Source organism: Streptomyces sp. NPDC048057 (assembly GCF_040653095.1).
In the GTDB taxonomy this organism is placed as follows: Bacteria; Actinomycetota; Actinomycetes; order Streptomycetales; family Streptomycetaceae; genus Streptomyces.
Map to the genome: position 1 here is coordinate 94433 of NZ_JBEZNF010000002.1, position 19385 is coordinate 113817.

Genomic DNA, 19385 nt, shown 5'->3' on the forward strand with positions numbered 1-19385 from the left:
GTACAGGTCCTAGGCGTGGCCGCCGGCGGAGTCCGGGCGGTGCGGGCGGCCTTGGCGCAGCCGGCGCCACACCGCGGGGGCGCCGCTGATGACGACCGTGAGCGTGACCGCGAGCAGCACGCCCTTCCAGGGCTCGTCGAAGAGCGAGCCGCCCAGGATGCCGATGAGCTGGTACGTCGCCGCCCACGCCAGGCACGCGGGGACGTCGCCGCGGACGAAGGCGCGCAGCGGCATCCGGGCGAGCAGACAGGCCAGCATCACCGGGATCCGCCCGGCCGGGACCAGCCGGGAGAGCACCAGGACCGCCACGCCGTGGTCCGTCAGCTTCTGCTGCGCCTGCTCAAGCCGTTCGGGCGCGGCGCGGGCGCGCAGTTCCGCCAGCCAACGGGAGCCGTTGCGGGAGCGCACGCCGCGCTGGCCGAGCCAGTACAGCGTCACGTCGCCCAGGAACGCGGCGGCGGCGGACACCAGGAAGACGTACAACAGGGCCAGCGGGTCGGTCTGGTGGAAGGCGACCACGGCGGCGGAACTGACCACCGCGCCCGTGGGCACCACCGGCACCAGCGCTCCCAGCGCCACCAGCAGGAAGAGGGAGGGGTAGCCGACGGCCTGCTGGGTGGACTCGGGCGGCAGCCGCCCGACGGCGTCCGAGAGCCCGCCCACCGTTTCCGACAGCTGTCCGACGACCTCGGACAGGCGTGATGTCACCGAGCGGCCTCCGGCCCGAAGCGTCCCCGTTCGCCGTGGCCGAGGCGCCGCACCGCCACCCGGGGGGCGAGCCGGGCGGCCTTGCGGACGAACTCGTCGCCCGGCGAGTGGAACTCGTGCGGTCGTACGCTGTCCATGCCGATGGGCCAGTACGTGCCGTAGTGCACCGGAACCGCGGAGCGGGGCGCGAGGGCGGCGAGCGCCTGGGCCGCGCGGCCCGCGTCGAGGTGGCCGTGGCCCAGGTAGGGGCCCCAGCCGCCGACGGGTAGCAGGGCGACGTCGACCGGGCCGACCTCGTCCGCCATGGTGTCGAAGAGGCCGGTGTCTCCGGCGAAGTAGGTGCGCGCCGCGCCGTTGATGACGTAGCCGAGGGCGGGTGCGCGGCGCGGGCCGAGCGGCAGTCGCCGACCGTCGTGGAGTGCGGACACGGCCCGTACGGAGACGTCCCCGACGTCGACCTCGTCGCCGGGGGCGACCTCGGTGACCCGCAGGTCGAGCCGGGCGAGGGCCGGGATCGCGCGGGGTGCGCCGCGCGGCACCACCAGACGCGTCCCGGGCGCCAGCCGGGCCAGCGACGGCAGGTGCAGGTGGTCGGAGTGCAGGTGCGAGACGAGGACGGCGTCCGCCACGGCGGCCGCGGGCGGGGGGAGCGCGCCGCGCCGGCGGCGCAGGTGGGCGAGGCGGCGCACGAACAGCGGGTCGGTGAGCACCCGCACGCCGGAGTCCTCGACGGTGCAGGTGGCGTGCCCCCACCAGGTGACCTCCACCGCCACGCGACCCCTCCCTCGTCTCCTTTGTCCGCTCCCTCGACCGTGAGCGCGTGTTCGTACCGAGCCTAGGCCCTTCGCTGCGGTGGTGACGTCTTCCGTCGAACGGCTGGACGGCGGGCGAAGGGGTGTCGGGGCCCGGCGCCCGCCGGTGGACTCGGCATCGGCGCAGGTCGGAGGGCGGGGGCGGGCGTTCCATGGCAGGTTGTCCACAGGGTCGACGGGGTCGGCCGCGGCTGTGCCAGGCTGGTACCGGCGTCCGGCGACAGCGGCCGGCCGGCGAGCGGGACAGGAGCACGGCACGAGCGCGACAGGGGCGACGAACACGAGCGCGACACAGACACAGACACAGACACGGCAGGGACGGCACAGGCACGGCGCGAGTGAGGCGTCAGCACGGCACGGGCACAGTACGGGGTGAAGCGGCAGTGACCGAAGGGCGATGGCACAGGGCGGGGGGCGCCCTGCTCCGGGTGATCGTGGTGTGGGCGGTGTCCACACTGACGATGCTGGCGCTCGCGGGCGCCCTGCCGGACTTCCGGCTCCAGGCCGCCGACGGCGACAGCATCACCCGTACGGCGCTGACCGCGGCGTGGGGCGCGGGCGCCTTCGGCCTGTTGACCGCGCTGGTGTGGCCGCTGGTGGTGCGGGCGCTGTTGCTCGTGCCCGCGCTCGTCCTCGGCCTGCTGGTCTTCTTCTTGAACGGTTCGTTGCTGCTGGTCGCGCTGCGGCTGATTCCGGACGGCCGGGGCGACGTCGGACCGGAGACCGCGGTGGTGGTCGCCGCGGTGATGTCCGCCGTCGCGTCGGCGACCTCCACGGCGCTCGCCGTGCGCGACGACAACGCGTACCGGCGCCGTCTCTCCCGCCTCGCGACCCGCCGCAGAAGACGCCAGGGCGACGACTGCGACGACTGCCCCGGCCTGGTCTTCGTCCAGCTCGACGGGGTGGGGCACGAGGTGCTGCTGAGGGCGGCCAAGGACGGGCTGATGCCGACCGTCGCGCAGTGGATCGCCACCAGCCACCGGCTCACCCCCTGGCGCACGGACTGGTCCAGCCAGACCGGCGCCAGCCAGCTCGGCATCCTCCACGGCAGCACCTTCGACGTGCCCGCCTTCCGCTGGTACGAGAAGGACACCGGCCGGCTCATGGTCAGCAACCGGCCGGCGAGCGCGGTGGAGCTCCAGCGTCGCGCGATCGAGCGGACCGGTGACGGCGGGCTGCTCACCGTGGACGGCGCCAGCCGCGGCAACCTCTTCAGCGGCGGCGCCGAACAGGTCGCCCTGGTGCTCTCCGTGGCCGCCCGCCGCGGCCGGGCCAACCGCTCCCGCGCCGGCTACTTCGCCTATTTCTCCGACCCCGCCAACGCCGTCCGGACCGCGGTGTCCTTCTTCGCCGAGGTCGTCCGGGAGGTCGCGCAGTCCCTGCGGGCGCGGCTGCGCGAGGAGGGCCCCCGGGTGCGGCGCGGCGGGCTGTACCCGTTCATCCGGGCGTTCGCCACCGTCGTGGAGCGGGACGTGGTCGTCGCCGCGGTCATGGGCGACATGCTCGCCGGCCGCACTGCGGTCTACGCGGACCTGGTGGCCTACGACGAGGTGGCGCACCACTCCGGGCCGCACGGCCGGGACACCGCCCAGGTGCTGGCGCGCCTGGACCGCTCGCTGGCCCTGATCGCCAAGGTGGCCGAGCACGCGCCGCGGCCGTACCGGATCGTTCTGCTGTCGGACCACGGCCAGAGTCCGGGGGAGACCTTCGAGAGCGCCTACGGGCTCACGTTGAAGGACCTGGTGCGAGCCGGCTGCGGGTTGCCGGTGCCCCGGCGCGCCGAGCGGTCCAAGAGCGGTGCGGAGGCGCGCGAGGCCGCCCGGATAGCGCTGCGCAGCGCCCTGCACCGCAAGCCGGGCAAGGGTGCCGACGAGCGGCCGGACCCGGGCGCCGACCCTCTGGTGCTGGCCTCGGGGAACCTCGCGCTGATCTCCTTCGGCGACACCTCCGAGCGGCTCAGCCGCGAGCAGATCGACGCCCGCCACCCCGCCCTGCTGAGCACCCTGGCGAACCACCCCGGCGTGGGCTTCCTCCTGGTGCGCAGCGAGGCGCACGGCTCGGTGGTGCTGGGCGCGGCCGGGCAGGAGGTGCCCGTCGCCGAGCTGTCCGACGACGGCCCGCTGGCCGGTTTCGGCAAGGGCGCGGCCGACGCCGTGCGGCGCACGGACTCCTTCCCGCACGTCGCCGACGTCATGGTCAATTCGATGTACGACCCCGAGACGGGGCGGGTGCACGCCTTCGAAGAGCAGATCGGCTCGCACGGCGGGCTGGGTGGCGAGCAGTCCCAGCCCTTCGTGCTCGCCCCCGTCGAGCTGTCCCCGCCGGTGGACGACGGCGCGGAGCTGGTCGGCGCCGAGGGGGTGCACCGGGTCTTCCGGCGGTGGCTGCGCGAGTGCGCGGGACCGCAGATAGCGGTCGAAGGCGCGGCGGAGGAACGCGGGGAGTCGGAAGCGGCCGGGCCGTCGGGTGCGCCGGGGCCGTCGGGTGCGGCCGGTGCCGGGACGCCGTCGCTCAAGGAGCCGGACACGGGGGCGACCGGAGGCGCCGGGCCGACCGGGACAGGGGCCCGGGGGTAGCCGTGCGCAGGCGCCGGGCCGACCGGTGCTGGGCTTGCGATGGGCGGGTGTTCGGGTGGCGACGACGCCGGTAATCGGCGTAACGCCCGTCCCCCGGGAGGGGGGACGGTGACCGGGGTCGGTCGTGTCGGGGCGAAAACCGGGGACAGGATGCCTGTCCAGGAGGTTGCGCCCCATGAATCAGCCACCGGCCGTCCACCCCCGCGCGACGGGTCACGTCCGCGAGTGGTGCGGCACGCGCGGCGGGGCCCGCGGACTGCGCGTCGCGTTCGTCGTGCTGGTGGCGCTGCTCGCCCTGGCGGGGACCTCCGTGGGGGCCGCCGGAGCGCAGCCCCTGGAAGCCACCGAGGTACGGGCCCCGATGTCCGCAGCCGGCGACGCCGCCGGCGGTGGCGGCACGACGGGGCAGAGCGAGGAGGCGTACGCCGGCGCCGCGACCGCCGCCCGTGCCCGTGCCGCCGTGCGGCCGTTCGGCGCGCGCTCGGTGGGCGTCCACGTCGTGGCGCGGCCCGTTCCTTCCCGGCTGCGGCCTCCGCCGCCGCTGCCCGACGCTCCTCGGTGCGTGGTCCTGCGCTGCTGACCCGTGCGCACGCCCGGTCGACCGCCGACCGGTCGCGTGCTCCGCGTCCGTAAGCACTGACCCCACCCGAAAGAGGAGCACCGTCATGCCCATCGACCCCTTTGCCGCCCTGAACGCCATGCTGCGCGCCGAGGCCACCCGCGCCGCCGACGAACGGCAGGCGCGCAAGCGCCAGCAGGCCGCCGAGAACGGACCCGCGAAGGAGTCCGAACCGCACCCCCCGCTGGTCCGCGCCGTCGACGAGCGCAGGGGCTGAACCACGCGAGGGCGGCCGGCCGCACCCTGCGGACCGGCCGCCCCACCGACACCGACTCCACCGCGACGGCCCCTTTGAGCAGGGCATTACCTCTGGCGTAATCGACCGGCCCCCGCCCCCACCGGCAGGCTTTGTCCCACCGGAACCCGGGCGGCGCACTCCGTCCGGGCTCCGGATCCAGACGGCCCGACGGCCGGTCAGTACGTTCCCGATGGAGGCTGGTCCCCATGTCCGCAACCACCCTGCTCGCCGGTATCTCCCGCACCACCGACCCCACCGTGATGCTGCGCCGCTTCCTCGGCCTGGACGCGGTCGTCACCGGGACCAACGGCATCGCGTACATCGCCGCGTCGGGCCCCCTCGGGCGGCTGCTCGGCGTCGACTCCGGGCTGCTGCTGGGCGTGGGGATCGTCATCCTCGCGTACGGGCTGGGCGTCGCCCTCGTCGCGTCCCGTCCCGAGCCCCACCCGGCCGCCGTGACGGCCGTCGTCGACATCAACGTCGTCTATGCCGTGGTCAGCATCCTGGCGGTGCTGCTCTGGTTCGAGCCCACCACCGCGGGCGCCGTGTGGATCCCGCTCCAGGCCCTGGTCGTGGCCGGTTTCGGGGTGGCCCAATGGGCGGCCCTGCGGGCCGTCCTCAAAGGCTGAGCGACTGGAGGTGGGCGTGCGTCGCCGGGTCGGCCGGGAGCATCGTCTCGATGGCCAACTCGGCGACGGTCACGTCCATCGGCGTGTTGAAGGTGGAGATGGACGAGACGAAGGACAGCACCTCGCCCTCGTGCTCGATCCGCAGCGGCAGCGCGAAGTAGGGGTACGGGGCGGAGCCCGGGGCGCCGGCCCCGGGCCCGTCGTCGTCGCCCGCCGGCACGGGATAGCCGACCACCTCCTCGTAGAGCGCGCGCAGTTCCTCCGAACGCACCAGTGCCAACTGGCGCTCCATCTGGTGCAGCAGGTGCTGGCGCCACTCCGGGAAGTTGCGGATCCGCGGCGCGAGCCCCTCCGGGTGGAGGGTGATGCGCATCCCGTTCAGCGGCGGCGTCAGCAGGTGCGGTGCGATGCCCTCGATGAGCCGGGTCATCCCGAGGTTGGCGGCGACGACGTTGTACAGCCCGTCCACGATGATCGCCGGATAGGGGTCGTAGCCGTGCAGCAGCTGCTGCATCCCCTCCCGCAGGCTGCTCATCGCCGGGTCGTCGAGCGAGGTCTCCGTGTAGCGGGGGGCGTAACCGCCGGCCAGCAGCAGGGCGTTGCGCTCCCGCACGGGGACGTCCAGGTGCTCCGCGAGTCTGAGGATCATCTCCTCGCTGGGGCGCGAGCGCCCGGTCTCGATGAAACTGATGTGACGGGCCGAGGAGTCCGCGCGCAGGGCCAGCTCCAACTGGCTGACGCGGCGGCGCTCACGCCAGCTTCGCAGCAGCGGGCCCACTCCGGTGTCCGACGCGAGAGTTGTCATATGCAGACCGTAATACGCCGGAGCCCGGGGCGGGACGGCCCGAGGCCGGGGGCGTGACCTGCGGCGACGGCGCTCAGCCCCGCGTCTGCCCCAGCAGCTCCGCCAGCGCCCGGTCGACGTCGACCGCCCGCTCCTCCAACTCGGCGGGGACGGTCGCGTACGAGTGCAGCAGGAAGTGCCGCAGCCGGGCGGTGGTGAACCGCAGCAGCGCCACCCCCTCGGGCGAGCGCAGCTCCACCAGCGTCCGCCCGTCCTCGCTCGGCCGCACCCGCACGTCCCCCATGCCGGCCGGGGCGCGCAGCCCGCGGTCCAGCAGCACGCGGGCGAACGTCCAGGTCACACTGGCGCCGCTGAGACACGCGGAGGCCGGGAAGGTCATCCGTACCGCCAGGGGGTCGTCGACGCGGTACGTCAGGCACACCGGTACGGCAACGTGCTCGGGGGCCTGGCTGATGAGGTGCGCCGGGACGGACTGCTCGACGGTCGGGAACATGAGGTGCTCCTTCGTGGCTGCTGGTGCGGCTCCTCGTGTGCACTACGACGCACGAGGGCACCGGAGTGCTGCACCCGCCCCGCAAAGATGCGAGTGATCTGCGTCACATCACCGTCGCGTCGCCGTTCGTGGAGTTGGACGTCGCCTCCCGCGCCGCTTCGGCCAGGTACGGCGAACGGAACGCCCCCGCCAGGCGCACCAACCGCTCCCGGCCCAGTCCCAGCGCGGCCGTCAGCGCCTCCGCGCCGGCCTGGGCGTGCTCCTGGTCCGCCTCCTGGGGCGACCGCCCCTGCCCGCGCGCCGCGATCGCGGCGCTCAGCATGGCCGCCACCCCCACGATCCGTGCCTGCTCCGGCTCCGAACGCCCGGCCAGCGCCGCGTCGTGCACCCGCTGGCGCACCCGGTCGTCCAGGTACGGCTGGAGCTTCAGCAACTCGTCGTGGATCACGGTCTCCCGCACGGTGAGCCGCAGTTCGGGCGAGGCCCACCAGGAGATCCCCGGCAGGGGGGTGACCCCCGGGGGCCGCAGCGGACGCAGCCGCCGCCACAACACCCCGAGCTGCACATGGGCGATCCCGGCCCGCAGCGCCTCGGAGGCCTGCGGCCCCAGCAGCGGCAGCAGGAAGCCGACCGTGGTCACCACGCCGCCGAGGGCGGCCAACGGCGGTGCGACGGTGGTGGACAGCTCGTCCCAGTCGTGACCGTTCCAACGCGCGACGACCGCGGTCAGCTTGGCGACGCCGAAGCCGAGGTTGAACACGAAGCCGACCATCAGCACCACCAGGCCCGCGCGCAGCCACCGCCGGACCTCCCGGGCCCACCGCAGACACATCACGCACGTCACCAGCGCCGACGTGATGTGCGCCAGCAGATAGGTGACGACCATCTCGCGGATGAAGGGCGTGGTGGCGTAGTACGTGTCGAGGTCGCGCAGCCGTTCCACGGGCGCGTCGCCGAGCGCGAACAGCACCGAGATGAGGACGATCGCGGCCCCGTACACCGCTATCCACCGCCGGGTGCTGCGGCGGACCCGCTCGGCCGGCCCGCCGCGCCAGTTCACGATCAGGACGAGGCAGGCGCAGCCGAAGGCGCACATGATGCTGTAGACGAGCGGGCCGGAGAGGTTCGCGACCCCGGTGATCCGGTTCACGGCGGTGATCGACGGCGGGGCGGCGAAGAAGAAGCAGGCGCCCGCCGTCAGCAGCAGGAAGTGCACCGAGCGCACCAGCGGATCACGCCAACCGCGCAGCAGCGCGGGGAACTTGGCGACGAAGGCGATGCCGAGGGCGATGGCGGGAAGGTAGTAGTCGCTGTTGCGCATGGTGCGCCCCGTCCGTCAGCCGGCCCGCCCCGCCCGGCGGTTGCCGAGTGAGGTGTGGATCCGTCGGGCGAGCTCGCTGTGGGGTCCGCGGCCCGCCGTCCCCTCCAACCATGACCGCAACTGCGCGCCCAACTCCAGCCCGAAGGTCTCCGCTTCGTGCTCCTGGCGCTGCCGGGAGTCGGTGCGCGCCGCGAGCCCCTGCACCGCGGCGCCGGTCCCGTCCGAGGCCCCCCGGCTCTCGGGCGCGGGGACGGCGCTGCTCGGGAGGTCGGCGTGACCGCCGCCGTGACCGGCCATCATGTGCCAGACCTCGTGACCGAATATCACCAACTGGTGCGTGGGGTGGGTGTTGGCCTGGACGCAGATCACGTCCCGGTCCGTCATGTCCAGATAGAGCCCGCTGGCGGTGCCCGGCGGGAACTCCACCAGCCGGAGCACCACCGGTCTGCCGCGCCGCTCGCTCAGCCGCGCGCAGAGCGCGGCGAACACGTCGTCGGGGCCGTCGGGACCGGCCCGCTCCAGGGCGTGCGCCAGATCGTCACGGAGTTCGCGCATGGCACTCCGGGTGCTCTTGGTGCTCACTCGCCTCCCCTGCTCGACGGCCGTCCCGCATCCCGACGGGAGTGGGCCGCGCCTACGGGCCGCGCGCCGACCATGACCGCCGCCGTGGAGCCTGCGGCGACCTGGCCCGAGGCCACACGACCCTGTCCGGAGCACACCGTACCCATGGTTGAGCCGAGACACTACTCTGACCTGCGTTGATGCACGTCAGAGTTGGCTTGTTGCGGTCCATCGGGCGCCGGACCGACGGGAGGACGTCATCCGGCGGGCCGGTCGTGTCCGATCCCGGAGTCCAGCAGGGCCTCACCGTGAAGACCCGTTCCGACGTCGCCGTCCTCGGTGCGCCTCACGCCGGCGCCCCTTCGGCGGCGAACTGCCGGCCGGCCAGCCGCTGGTACACCTCGTCGGAGGCGATGAGCTGCTGGTGAGTGCCGATGGCCCGGACGCGCCCCTCCTCCATCACGATGATGCGGTCGGCATGGACGATGGTGGACATCCGGTGTGCGATGGCGAGCACGGCGCACTCGCGAGCGGCTTCCCTCAGGGCGTCGCGCAGCGTGGCCTCGGTCTCGCTGTCCAGGTGGGCGGTGACCTCGTCCAGCAGGATCACCTCGGGGCGTTGCAGCAACGTTCGAGCGATGGCGAGCCGCTGGCGCTCGCCGCCGGACATTCCGGCCCCGCGCTCGCCGAGTTCCGTGTCGAGTCCATCGGGGAGCGACGCGACGAGGCCGTCGAGGCTGGCGAGTCGCAGGGCGCGGGCGATGTCGTCGGCGGCCGCGTCGGGATTCGCGTACGTCAGGTTCTCCCGGATGGTGCCGCGCACCAGCGGCGTGTCCTGCTCGACGTACCCGACGACCTCCCTGACCCGGGCCAGGGGAAGCGCGGCGACGTCGGCCGAACCGAGGCGCACGGTGCCGTGGCCAGGTACGCGGAAGCGTTCGACCAGTTGGAACAGCGTGGTCTTGCCCGCGCCGGAAGGCCCGACGATCGCCGTGAGGCCACGCTTGGGGACCGTGAAGGAGACGTCGCTGAGCGTCGGTTCGGAGCCGTACGCGAAGGTGACGCCGTCGAACTCGACGGCTGGTCCCGCCACCTCTGCCCCGGGCACGTCGCCTCGTGGCGCGACGGCCTCCTCCTGCTCCAGGGCACCGAGTTCACGGAGCCGGTCGACGGCGGCCCGGCCCTGCTGTAGCTGGCCGAGTGCCATGAACAGCGTCACGAGTGGTGCGACCAGGTAGAACAAGTACGTCACGAAGGCGGTCAGGTCCGCGAGGGACAGGGTGCCGCTGCCCACCCGGGTCGCGCCCCATCCGACCACGACGGTCAGCGAGATCTGGACGCCGACGTTCATGGTGGGCGGGAGCGCGGCGGAGTACGCGGTCACCCGGATCCCCGACCGCTCGGCCTCTCGTGCCAGGGCGCCGACACGCTCTTCCTCGCGACGCTCGGCACGCGATGCCTTCACGGTCGTCAGCGCTCCCAGGACGCGTTGCAGCCCGCTGGCGAACTCCGAGGTGTCGTCGCGGTTGCGCCGGGCGGCGATCCGGATACGGCGTCCCAGCAGCAGGGAGGCCACGGCCGCAACGCCGAGGCAGCCCAGCGTCACTGACAGCAGCCAGCCGTCGATCCACGCCATGAGGACGAGACCACCGACCACCATCAGACCGGAGGTACTGACCTGCGCGAGTGCCTGCGCCACCGCGATCCGGGCCATCGACGTGTCCGTGACCATGCGGGTGAGCACGTCGGCGGAGTCCCAGCGTGAGAAGGCCGCCATGTCGACCCCCAACAGCCGCCCGGTGAGCACCCGTCTGATGTCGTACACGATCCTCTCCCCGGCCCGACCGACGAGGTACGCCTCCAGGGCGGCCAGGGCTGCGTCCGCGCAGAACAGCGCCGCGGTGAGCGCGACGAGTCCCGTCAGCGGCTCGCCGTTGGACGCCGCCCCGACGAGCTCGCCGATGACGAGGGGCTGGGCGAGGGTGGCGGCAGCGCCCAGCATCCCCAGGAGAGCCCCCCAGATCAGCAGAGGCCGATGCCGCCCGGCGATGCTCCGCAGTCTCATGAGGCGCGCTCGTAGACGCGGATGTCCAGCGCCGCCTCATCGTTGAGGGGAGCCTCCTGCCAGTCACCCCATTGCGCCTTCAGGGTGAGACCGGCCCGTGCCGCCCGTGCGTCGAGCTCGTCGGACGACGACAGACGGATCACGTCGGATCCGACGCGGCTCGTGCCGTCCTGCTCGAACCACACGTGCGAACACCGCCACAGGGTGCCGCCCGGACTGAGGGTGGCGTGTGTCAACAGCCCGGTGCCGGGGTCGGGATAGGGCACGAACGACGTGGTGCTCGCGCTGCTGGCGTGGAGGGCGAGCACCGCCGGCCTGTGGTGGACCTCCAGGACCAGGACGCCTTCGGGTGCCAGCCTCCCCGCCGCCCGGTCGACGGCGCTCTGCTGCTCCTCGGGGGTCAGCAGCAGGGCGAGCGTGGAGCAGACGCAGTACACCAGGTCGTAGAGCTCACCGTCGTCGAAGAGACGGATGTCGCCGTGCACTCCGACGACGTCGGAACCCGTGCGTTCGGCCTTGTCGGCGAGGAGCGTCAGCATCTCGGGGGAGGAGTCCACCCCCACGACGCGTCCGAGCCTCTGGGAGAGCGGCAGGGCGATCCGCCCCGTCCCCACGCCCAACTCCAACGTGCCCGAACCCCGGCCGGGGTGCAGGTCCGCCAGCTTGGCGGCGGTCAGCTCGGCGTCCGCGTCGCTCGGGAAGACCCGGTCGTACCACGAGCTGAACTGCCGTCCGTATCCGCAGTCGTCGATGGCGTTCATGCGTGCGTGGGCTCCTCGGCGGGCGTGGGTGACGTGGTCATGGGCTCGGGCGCCAACTCCGTGTAGGGGGAGACGAAGACGATCTGCGGGTCGTGACCGGTCTCGTAACCTGTGGCCTGGGTCAACGCGAACTGGAAGCCCCGGACACCGCCTAGTCCCTCATCGCGTACCCACCGGCGCACGAAGGCGGCGAGCAACTCGTACGTGGGGGTGCCGCGCGTCCGGGCGACGCCTTGCTCCAGCAGGGGCAGCAGTTCGCTGCAGATGTCGAACACGCCCTTCTCGGGTCGTCGCCCGGGGAACCAGAAGAACTGGTGGAGCCTGCGCCCCGCGATCACGTTGATCGACTTCCACGACGAGGTGCCACCGTCCGTGTCCAGCGTCCGGTAGAGCAGGTGCAGGTCGTGCATCGCGGGATTCGGAGCGAAGAAGCACCAGTTCGGGAGCAACGCCCACTTGTTGCGGACCTTGACGCGGGCGAACGCCTGGTTCGGGTGTTGCACGGCGAGGGTCGCGAGCAGCGACGCGGCGACGAGGGCCCGCGCGGTGCCGCCGGGGGTGAGGAAGGTGCTCCGCACCAACGACCCCACGGTACGAACGGGACTCATCGTCGCGCCTCCGTCTCCGCGTCCGGTTCAACCTGGTCGGCCGCACCCGCGGTCCGGTCGAGGAAGTCGGAGATGTGGCGTCCCGTCGCAGAAGCGAGCCGACCGTGCGTCAGCATCGAGTCGTGGTCCGCCTCCTCCAGGACCGTGGTGTGGACGTGACGGCCCTCGCCGCGGTGGGCCTCGGCCAACTCGTGATGCATCAGCAACTGCTCCGGTTCCCGGTCGACGGTCCGCTGGGCGGAGACCACCAGAGCAGGCACCCGAAGAGCGGGGAGACCGCCGGTGAAGTCACGGAAGTCCGCCTCGACTGCGCGCCACTCGCGTCGGCCCGCCACCCACAGACGGCTGTCCACGTACTGGTCGAAGGCGCTCTGCTGGCACCATCGGGGCAAGGCGTGCAACCACGGTGGTCGCACCAGGAGCGTTCCCAGTCCCGAGCGCAGCGACCAGATCATCGTGGACAACGTGGTGGCGAAGGCACGCGCGGTCGTCTTCTGCTGCTCCGAGCGGTTGAGCTCGTCCGGGTGGGAGGGGTCGAGATAGACGATGCCGCCCAGCTGGTCCCCGAGTTGGGCGGCGGCCCGTCGGGCGAGCTCACCGCCGAGCGAGTGTCCGACCAGCACGACGTCACGGTGCGGGGGGACGGCATCGCGTACGAGGTCCACCAGGTCGTCCACCGCCTCGTCCAACCGGAAGGGCGTCGTGGCCCGACGACGGCTCGCGGCGTATCCGGCACGTGCGTAGGTGACGGCCTCGCAACCGGTGTCCGCGACGACCTGCTCCACGACCCAGGCGAAGTGCTCGGCCGTGGAGGCCAGCCCGGCGACGAGGACCAGGACGGGACGGTCCTCCCCGGAGTCGGTGCCGGTGGAGTCGTACCGCAGCAGGTTGCCGTGCCGGGTCGTCACCGAACTCGTGTGGTCCTCCGAGAGCACCCGCAGTCGACGGTGCACGGCCACGGCTCCGGCGACGGTCATCGCTCCTGCCAGCACGAGCGCGCCGGCGACCACCGCCCGGTCGTCGCGTCCCGCGACGGCGGGGTGGTTCCGGGGCGTCGAGGTGTAGGCGACCGCCGGATGCATCGAGACGAACGAGCTGACGAACCGGCCCAGCCCCATGACGTAGCCGTTGGCGAGGTGGAACGCGAGGACACTGCCGATCACGGGACGGGCCAGCCGCCCGCCGGCCAGGTACACCACCGGGAACAGGCACTCCAGCGCGAGCACGCCGTGTGCGACGGCCCGGGTCGCCTTCGGATACCTGTGTGCCAGCCGGAAGGACGGCTCGTGGCCGTAGGTTCGGGTCCGCAGGATGCCGGGCAGGGCCGACCCGTCCCGCCAGGCCGGGCCCAGGAGCTTCAGCCATCCGGCGACGGCGTACGACAGGTTCGACTGCACCGCGAGGTGCCAGAGCACGGCGTCCTGGGTCTGTGGGGACCTGGCCGTGCGGGCCAGGCCGGTGCAGAGCTGGGTGAGGAGCGCCACCTGGTCGGAGCCGTCGGACCCGTACCGGTGCCGTCGGTACAGCGCGACGGAGCTCAGTCCGAGGAAGAGCCCGCCCGCGCCGCGCCAACGGCCGTTGCCGGGGTGGACGAGCAGCCCCGCGCTCACGGTGGCACGCGCCACGTGCAGGGCCGTCGTCACCCGCCGGGAGCCCGCGACATCCAGCAGACGCCGAGTGATCGGCGAGGCGCCGACCTGAGCCCGCCGCAGGATCCTCCAGTCGTTGAGCCCGCCCTCGTCCGTCTCCCTGTGCTGGACGAGGTATTCGAGCGACGACGTGAGCGTGGTGACCGCGGCGCATCGCTCGGAGATGCCGATGGCGCGGTCGCGTGAGACCGGAACGGGCCCGAGGAGTACGGAGCGGAGTTTCTTCGTGATCTTCACAGATGGCCTCCCCAGCCCGTCGGGCCGGAGTCGGGGACGTCGCCCCGGCCCTCCAGCCCGACGGTTGTCTTGTGGACGGTCGCGCGATCAGCCGATGAGGTTGTGCCTCTCGGCCAGGGCCCACGCGGCCACGGAGGCCACGACCGTCCGTGCGACGACGGCCGGAGTGGCCAGGACCGGAGACATCTCGACTCGGTACGAGCCTTCCTGGTCGGTGATGCCGCCCTGAAGCTCCGGGTGGTTGTCCAGGTAGTCGGCGATGTGCTGCATGAGTTTCTATCCCTCCGTGAGATGGGTTTACGGGTGAGCCGTCGACGGCCGTGGCCGGCGCCCGCGTGATTCCGAACCGGGCTGATCCTGCGAGGTCCGCTTGATTCCGCGGGGGCACGCGGCCCGGTTGGACAAGACCATGAGCGTTCGCGGCATTGATGTCGGAGTTCCGACCCGGCTTTCTCGTCACGGCCCGGAGAAATCCTCAATTCCCCGATTTCCGGCTGATGCGAAGGCGGGGGAGAGGACCTTCCCCACATTATCCGGATCATTGTTCTGGCGTCAGGGATGATGGGGTAGATCGTCATGAGGAATGAGTGTGTGTAGTTCGAAAGTTGACTTGGTGGCGAGTGTGCTTCCCCGAGTTCTCGAAGGGGGCTGCTCCCGTAGGTGCATCGTCGTGGAGTGCGAGCGGAAGGTCGGGGGCGAGCTGGTGCCGGCAGCGGCGGGGGCACCTGCCGCAGGATCAGCCGATGAGGGTGTCCGGCGCGTCCCGGACGGCGATGACCGCCTCGACGCGGCTGCGCAGCCCCAGCTTGGCGAGCAGCCGACTGACGTGGGTCTTCACCGTGTTCTCGGACACCACGAGCTCCTGCGCGATGCGGGCGTTCGACAGGCCCTGGCTCAGGAAGCCGAGCACCTGGCCCTCGCGAGGGGTCAGCTTGTGACCGAGGGACAGGGCGGTCGGCGCGTTCCGCCAGCCGACCGCCGAGGCGAGGGGGCGGACGATGTCGGGAGCCATGTAGCCGCTGCCGCTCGCGACGAGGCGTACGGCGTGGTGCAGTTCCGCAGCCGAGGAGTTCATGGGAACGAACCCCACCACACCTGCCTCCAGGGCGCGCACGACGTCACGGTCGACCCGGCTCGGCGTGAGCAGCAGCACGTCGGTCACGGGCCCGACGACCTCCCGGAGCGTCTCCGGATCGGAGAACCCGGGGCTGCTCCCGTCCCACACCACCACCCGGGGCCGGTGCAGGTCGGTCATCCGGACCACCTGCTCCGGGGTGGCCGCCTGTGCCACCACGGTCATGTCCTGCGCCGCCCGGAGCAGCTGCACCACTCCGCCGCGCGTCAGCCCCTCGGGGTGCGCGACCAACAACGGGACGGTCATGTCCCACCGCCCCCGACGGCGCGACCGCGCTGACGGAGCGCCGCAGTCCTGGTCCGAGGCCGTGTCACGGTGCGGACGACGACCGCTCGTCGGGGGCGATCCGTACCAGTGGGTCGAGGGGGTGGCGAGTGAGGTACTCGGTCAGCAGTCGTCTTGCACGGGCCTTGTCCTCGGCGGGAACGGATTCGGTCCTCGGACGGTCGGTGCCGCTTCCCTGCCCGTGCTCCGCGCGAAGGAGGGAGCAGATCACCGCGTCCTCGTAGCCCCCGTCCAGATAGTAGTAGTCGCGCAGGACGCCCTCCACGACGAATCCGCAGGTCACGACGGCATCGACAGCGAGTTCGTCGAAGAGGCCGGTGACGAGCTGGACTCGATGGGCTGCCAGTGACAGGAAGAGGTGGTCGAGGAGGAGTTCGACCGCCTCCCGACCCGGGCCGTCCCGCCACGCCTCGGGGACGCCGACGACGTACTGGATCGCGTACGAGCCGGTGGGGCCGTTGGCCGTCCAGGTCAGCGCGCCGATGGGCAGACCGGTCTCGCTGGCGTGGACGAGTAGCCAGCCGGCCGCCGAGGACACCAGCTCGTCCGCCTCCGCGGGGGTGAGGAACTGCGGGCCGCCGGAGGAACGCAGGGCGTGGGACGAGGAGAGCCAGTCGGCGACGAGGGGTGCGTCCCGGCCGGCGACCGGGGCGGCCAGCTCGACCAGCTCACCGTGGAGCGCGCTCATGTCGAGGATCCCCCGAGGTAGGTCATCACGTGTTTGATGCGGGTGTAGTCGTCCAGGGCGTAGCCGGACAGGTCCTTGCCGTAGCCGGACTGCTTGACGCCGCCGTGGGGCATCTCGGACGGCAGCTGTGTGTGGGTGTTGACCCACACGCAGCCGCTGTCCAGCGCGGTCGCGCACCGCATGGCGGTGCCGTGGTCCGTGGTCCACACACTGCTGGCGAGGCCCTGCTCGACTCCGTTCGCCAGTGCCAGCGCCTCCTCCTCCGTTCGGAAGGGCTGCACGGTGAGGACGGGGGCGAACAGTTCCTGCTGCACGATCTCGTCGTCCTGGTGCACACCGCCGATCACCGTGGGGGCGAAGAAGTAGCCCCGGTTCCCCACCCGGTGACCACCGGCCAGCACCCGGGCGCGGTCGGGCAGCCGTTCCACCAACCCGGTGATCCGCTCCAACTGCTGCGCGTTGTTGAGGGGGCCGAGGAAGGCGTCGGGATCGTCCGGCAGGCCGGGGCGCAGTCGCCCGGCCAGGTCGACGAGGGCCTCGGTGAACGACTCCAGCAGAGGCTCCTGGACGAGGACCCGGTTGACGGCGACGCAGTCCTGTCCGGCATTGGCGAACGAAGCCCGGGCTATCTGGTCGGCGGCCCGCGCGACGTCGGCGTCGGCGAACACCAAAGCGGGTGCGTTGCCGCCGAGTTCGAGGTGGAGGCGCTTGAGGGAGCGCCCCGCGGACTCGGCGACCTCACGCCCCGCCCGTGTGCTTCCCGTGAACGAGACCAGCGCGGCCCGTGGGTGTCCGGCCACGAGCCGCCCCGTGTCCCGGTCCCCGCAGACGACGTTCACGGTCCCGGGCGGAAGGTGGCGCGCGGCGACCTCTGCCAGCCGCACCGCGGTGCGCGGGGTGGTCTCCGCGGGCTTGAGGACCACCGCATTGCCCGCCGCGAGCGCTGGAGCGATCTTCCACACGGCCATCATCAGGGGGAAGTTCCAGGGGGTGATCTGCGCGCAGACCCCCAGTGGTTCACGCCGGACCAGCGAGGTGTGGGCGCTGACGTACTCGCCGGTCGCCCGCACCTCGCCGGTGCGGGCGGCCCCGGCGAAGAAGCGCAGCACGTCGATGGAGGGTTCGATCTCGTCGTCCCGCAGCCCGGCCAGGGGCTTTCCGGTGTCCGCGACTTCCTTCGTGAGGAGATCGGAGATCTCCGCCGCGATGTCGTCAGCGATGGCGAGCAGCGCCGAGGCGCGTTCCTGAGGCGTACTGAACCGCCATTCCTGAAAGGCGTGGTGTGCTGCGGAGAATGCCGCGTCGACCTCGCTCTCGCGTGATATCGGCGCGTGGCAGGACACCTCCTCAGTCACCGGGTCAATGAGCTTCGAATGCGGTGAGCCTTCTGCTTCCTTCGGTTTTCCACCGATGAAGTTCCGAACCATCTCCACCCCTGATGCCTGTGCTTGACGGTTCTTCTGACGCTAGCAGCATGCCTCTGCGTGTGGGGTGTGCAAGAGACCCTTGGCCGGTAGCGGCCAAGGGCGTTGTCCGCCGTCCGAGGGGTCTGTACGTTCAGGGTGAAGTCGCCGCCCCGGGGACCAATCGGGGAATCATCGGCGAGTTCACATCACGGAGAAGAGAACCTTCTCCGGTGATAACGGAGCCGTATCCGCGGCTTCCGGATTTCCTCTTCTCAAAGGAGTCTGTCATGGACCTCTCCAACATTCTGGACCTGCAGGGCACCGAGGTCGAGGAGGAGAACATCGACCTGCCCGGCAGCACGGACAGCACCACCTGCTGACGCTCTTCCCTCAGCAGTTGCCGCCGGCGTGGAGCGCGCGCCGGCGGCACCACGCGGCGGCCCAGCTGCCGGAAGGAGTCAGTCATGAATGAGCACGTCCTTCTCCCCGACAGCGCCGTGGCCGAGCGCACCCTCACCGCGGGCGGACTGGCGGTCCCCACGGGCATCGTGGGGATCGGTGCGTACCTCCCGCCCCGTACGGTCTCCAACGAGGAGATCATCCAGGACCTGGACACCACGGACGCCTGGATCAGGGAGCGGATCGGCATCGAGAACCGTCGGTTCCTCGACGATCGTCTCGCGACCTCCGACATGTGCGTGGCGGCGGCCCGGAGCGCGCTGGCCGACGCGGGCGTGGCCGCCCGCGACGTGGACGTGGTCATCGTCGCCACGTTCACCCAGGACCAGCCGTTGCCCTCCACCGCGCTCACCGTGGCCCAACAGCTCGGGGCGGGCCACGCCTGGGCACTCGACCTCAATCAGGCGGCCTGTGCCGGCGGCGTGTACGGCCTCGTCGTCGCGAGCCATCTGCTGCAGAACCCCGAGGTTTCCACGGCCCTGGTGATCGGTGCGGAGACGCTGTCCCGGGTCACCGACCCGACCGACCGCACCACGCGGGTGATCTTCGGGGACGCGGCCGGGGCCGTCGTGATGCGCAAGGTGGAGCGGGGCGCCGGACTGTTGTCCTTCAACGCCGGAGGCGCCCTGTCCCACAGCGTGTCCGTGCCCGCGGGTGGCAGCAGGCACCCGGCAGACGCAGCCACGGTCGCCGGCAGAGCGCACTACCTGAAGATGGACGGGAAGGTCGTGTGGGAGCAGGCGACGTCCGAGCTGCCCCTGAGCATCAGGTCCACCGTCCATCGGGCAGGGCTCGGCCTGGACGAGGTGGACCACTACGTCCTGCACCAGGCCAACGTGAACATCGTGCACGCCGTAGCCGACGAACTCGGCGTTCCGCGCGATCGGATGACCACGACCATCGGCGAGCTGGGCAACACCGGTGCCGCCACCGTCTTCACCGTGCTGGACCGGCTGCGCCGCGGCGCCGACCTGCGGGCCGGACAGACCGTCGTGATCTCCGCGATCGGCGCTGGATTCCTGTGGGGATCGCTGTGCACGCGCATCCCGTCCCACCGTGAAGGAGCTCCGAGTGATCACTGAGCTGAGCAACCTGTTCGTCAGGACGTACGAGTTGGACGTCGACTCCGACACGATCGACCCCGACGAACCCCTCTTCGGGCTGAAGTCGCGCTTCGGCCTGGACTCGATGGACACCCTTCAGTTCATCGGCCTGCTGCACACGCACTACGGGCTCGACGTCGGTTCCGCCGACACCGACTCCTTCCGGACCTTGACCCGGATCGAGCAGACGATCCACCGGGACCGGGCGTTGGACGAGGGCCGCTGAC

At 71.9% G+C, this 19385-nt stretch carries 20 protein-coding genes; 6 read left to right on the forward strand and 14 right to left on the reverse strand.

Features of this window, described 5'->3' with window-relative positions; genetic code table 11:
- Positions 1 to 9: 9 nt before the first annotated feature.
- Both AB0E05_RS02560 and AB0E05_RS02565 read right to left on the reverse strand, forming a co-directional pair.
- A complete protein-coding gene (locus tag AB0E05_RS02560; RefSeq protein WP_361958133.1) occupies positions 10 to 675 on the reverse strand; it encodes a VTT domain-containing protein in 666 nt (221 codons plus the stop codon).
- 29 nt (positions 676 to 704) lie between these two features.
- The gene (locus AB0E05_RS02565) at positions 705 to 1481 is read right to left on the reverse strand and encodes an MBL fold metallo-hydrolase (protein ID WP_361957523.1); all 777 of its coding nucleotides are present in this window, start codon (positions 1479 to 1481) and stop codon (positions 705 to 707) included.
- 422 nt (positions 1482 to 1903) lie between these two features.
- Here AB0E05_RS02565 and AB0E05_RS02570 point away from each other — a divergent pair, with 422 nt between their 5' ends.
- The 4 genes from AB0E05_RS02570 to AB0E05_RS02585 all read left to right on the forward strand — a co-directional run bounded on the left by AB0E05_RS02570 (position 1904) and on the right by AB0E05_RS02585 (position 5582).
- Positions 1904 to 4096 carry a phage holin family protein gene (locus AB0E05_RS02570; RefSeq protein WP_361957526.1) on the forward strand — a complete coding sequence of 731 codons (2193 nt, stop codon included), beginning with the start codon at positions 1904 to 1906 and terminating at the stop codon, positions 4094 to 4096.
- Between the two features lie 175 nt (positions 4097 to 4271).
- Complete coding sequence (locus AB0E05_RS02575; RefSeq protein WP_361957529.1) at positions 4272 to 4676, forward strand: hypothetical protein; 405 nt, start codon at positions 4272 to 4274, stop codon at positions 4674 to 4676.
- An 85-nt stretch (positions 4677 to 4761) separates the two neighbouring features.
- The gene (locus AB0E05_RS02580) at positions 4762 to 4932 is read left to right on the forward strand and encodes a hypothetical protein (protein WP_361957532.1); all 171 of its coding nucleotides are present in this window, start codon (positions 4762 to 4764) and stop codon (positions 4930 to 4932) included.
- A gap of 227 nt (positions 4933 to 5159) precedes the next feature.
- On the forward strand, positions 5160 to 5582 hold the full coding sequence (locus AB0E05_RS02585) for a hypothetical protein (RefSeq protein WP_361957535.1): 423 nt from the start codon (positions 5160 to 5162) through the stop codon (positions 5580 to 5582).
- Here AB0E05_RS02585 and AB0E05_RS02590 read toward each other — a convergent pair.
- The 12 genes from AB0E05_RS02590 to AB0E05_RS02645 all read right to left on the reverse strand — a co-directional run bounded on the left by AB0E05_RS02590 (position 5572) and on the right by AB0E05_RS02645 (position 17617).
- Positions 5572 to 6387, reverse strand: a complete 816-nt coding sequence (locus AB0E05_RS02590) for a helix-turn-helix transcriptional regulator (RefSeq protein WP_361957538.1) — start codon at positions 6385 to 6387, stop codon at positions 5572 to 5574. The genes AB0E05_RS02585 and AB0E05_RS02590 overlap by 11 nt on opposite strands.
- A gap of 73 nt (positions 6388 to 6460) precedes the next feature.
- The gene (locus AB0E05_RS02595; protein WP_361957541.1) at positions 6461 to 6880 is read right to left on the reverse strand and encodes an SsgA family sporulation/cell division regulator; all 420 of its coding nucleotides are present in this window, start codon (positions 6878 to 6880) and stop codon (positions 6461 to 6463) included.
- A gap of 103 nt (positions 6881 to 6983) precedes the next feature.
- Entirely contained in the window at positions 6984 to 8201 is a 1218-nt protein-coding gene (locus AB0E05_RS02600) for an MAB_1171c family putative transporter (protein WP_361957544.1), read from the reverse strand.
- Positions 8202 to 8216: 15 nt separating this feature from the next.
- Positions 8217 to 8783 carry a hypothetical protein gene (locus tag AB0E05_RS02605; protein ID WP_361957547.1) on the reverse strand — a complete coding sequence of 189 codons (567 nt, stop codon included), beginning with the start codon at positions 8781 to 8783 and terminating at the stop codon, positions 8217 to 8219.
- 325 nt (positions 8784 to 9108) lie between these two features.
- A complete protein-coding gene (locus AB0E05_RS02610) occupies positions 9109 to 10827 on the reverse strand; it encodes an ABC transporter ATP-binding protein (RefSeq protein WP_361957550.1) in 1719 nt (572 codons plus the stop codon).
- On the reverse strand, positions 10824 to 11588 hold the full coding sequence (locus AB0E05_RS02615; RefSeq protein WP_361957553.1) for a methyltransferase domain-containing protein: 765 nt from the start codon (positions 11586 to 11588) through the stop codon (positions 10824 to 10826). Before AB0E05_RS02615 ends, AB0E05_RS02610 begins: the two co-directional genes overlap by 4 nt.
- On the reverse strand, positions 11585 to 12196 hold the full coding sequence (locus tag AB0E05_RS02620) for a hypothetical protein (RefSeq protein WP_361957556.1): 612 nt from the start codon (positions 12194 to 12196) through the stop codon (positions 11585 to 11587). Before AB0E05_RS02620 ends, AB0E05_RS02615 begins: the two co-directional genes overlap by 4 nt.
- Entirely contained in the window at positions 12193 to 14082 is a 1890-nt protein-coding gene (locus tag AB0E05_RS02625; RefSeq protein ID WP_361957559.1) for an alpha/beta fold hydrolase, read from the reverse strand. Before AB0E05_RS02625 ends, AB0E05_RS02620 begins: the two co-directional genes overlap by 4 nt.
- A gap of 87 nt (positions 14083 to 14169) precedes the next feature.
- Positions 14170 to 14352 (reverse strand): hypothetical protein, encoded by a 183-nt coding sequence (locus AB0E05_RS02630; RefSeq protein WP_361957562.1) that lies wholly within the window; start codon positions 14350 to 14352, stop codon positions 14170 to 14172.
- Between the two features lie 466 nt (positions 14353 to 14818).
- The gene (locus AB0E05_RS02635; protein ID WP_361957565.1) at positions 14819 to 15463 is read right to left on the reverse strand and encodes a response regulator transcription factor; all 645 of its coding nucleotides are present in this window, start codon (positions 15461 to 15463) and stop codon (positions 14819 to 14821) included.
- 64 nt (positions 15464 to 15527) lie between these two features.
- On the reverse strand, positions 15528 to 16190 hold the full coding sequence (locus tag AB0E05_RS02640) for a GNAT family protein (protein ID WP_361957568.1): 663 nt from the start codon (positions 16188 to 16190) through the stop codon (positions 15528 to 15530).
- Entirely contained in the window at positions 16187 to 17617 is a 1431-nt protein-coding gene (locus AB0E05_RS02645) for an aminobutyraldehyde dehydrogenase (protein WP_361958136.1), read from the reverse strand. The genes AB0E05_RS02640 and AB0E05_RS02645 overlap by 4 nt, the downstream gene beginning before the upstream one ends.
- A gap of 443 nt (positions 17618 to 18060) precedes the next feature.
- Between AB0E05_RS02645 and AB0E05_RS02650 the strand changes: the two genes are divergently transcribed.
- Positions 18061 to 19137: a beta-ketoacyl-ACP synthase 3 gene (locus tag AB0E05_RS02650; protein ID WP_361957571.1), complete on the forward strand. Its 1077-nt coding sequence runs from the start codon at positions 18061 to 18063 to the stop codon at positions 19135 to 19137.
- A complete protein-coding gene (locus tag AB0E05_RS02655) occupies positions 19127 to 19384 on the forward strand; it encodes a phosphopantetheine-binding protein (protein WP_361957574.1) in 258 nt (85 codons plus the stop codon). The genes AB0E05_RS02650 and AB0E05_RS02655 overlap by 11 nt, the downstream gene beginning before the upstream one ends.
- Position 19385: the final 1 nt, after the last annotated feature.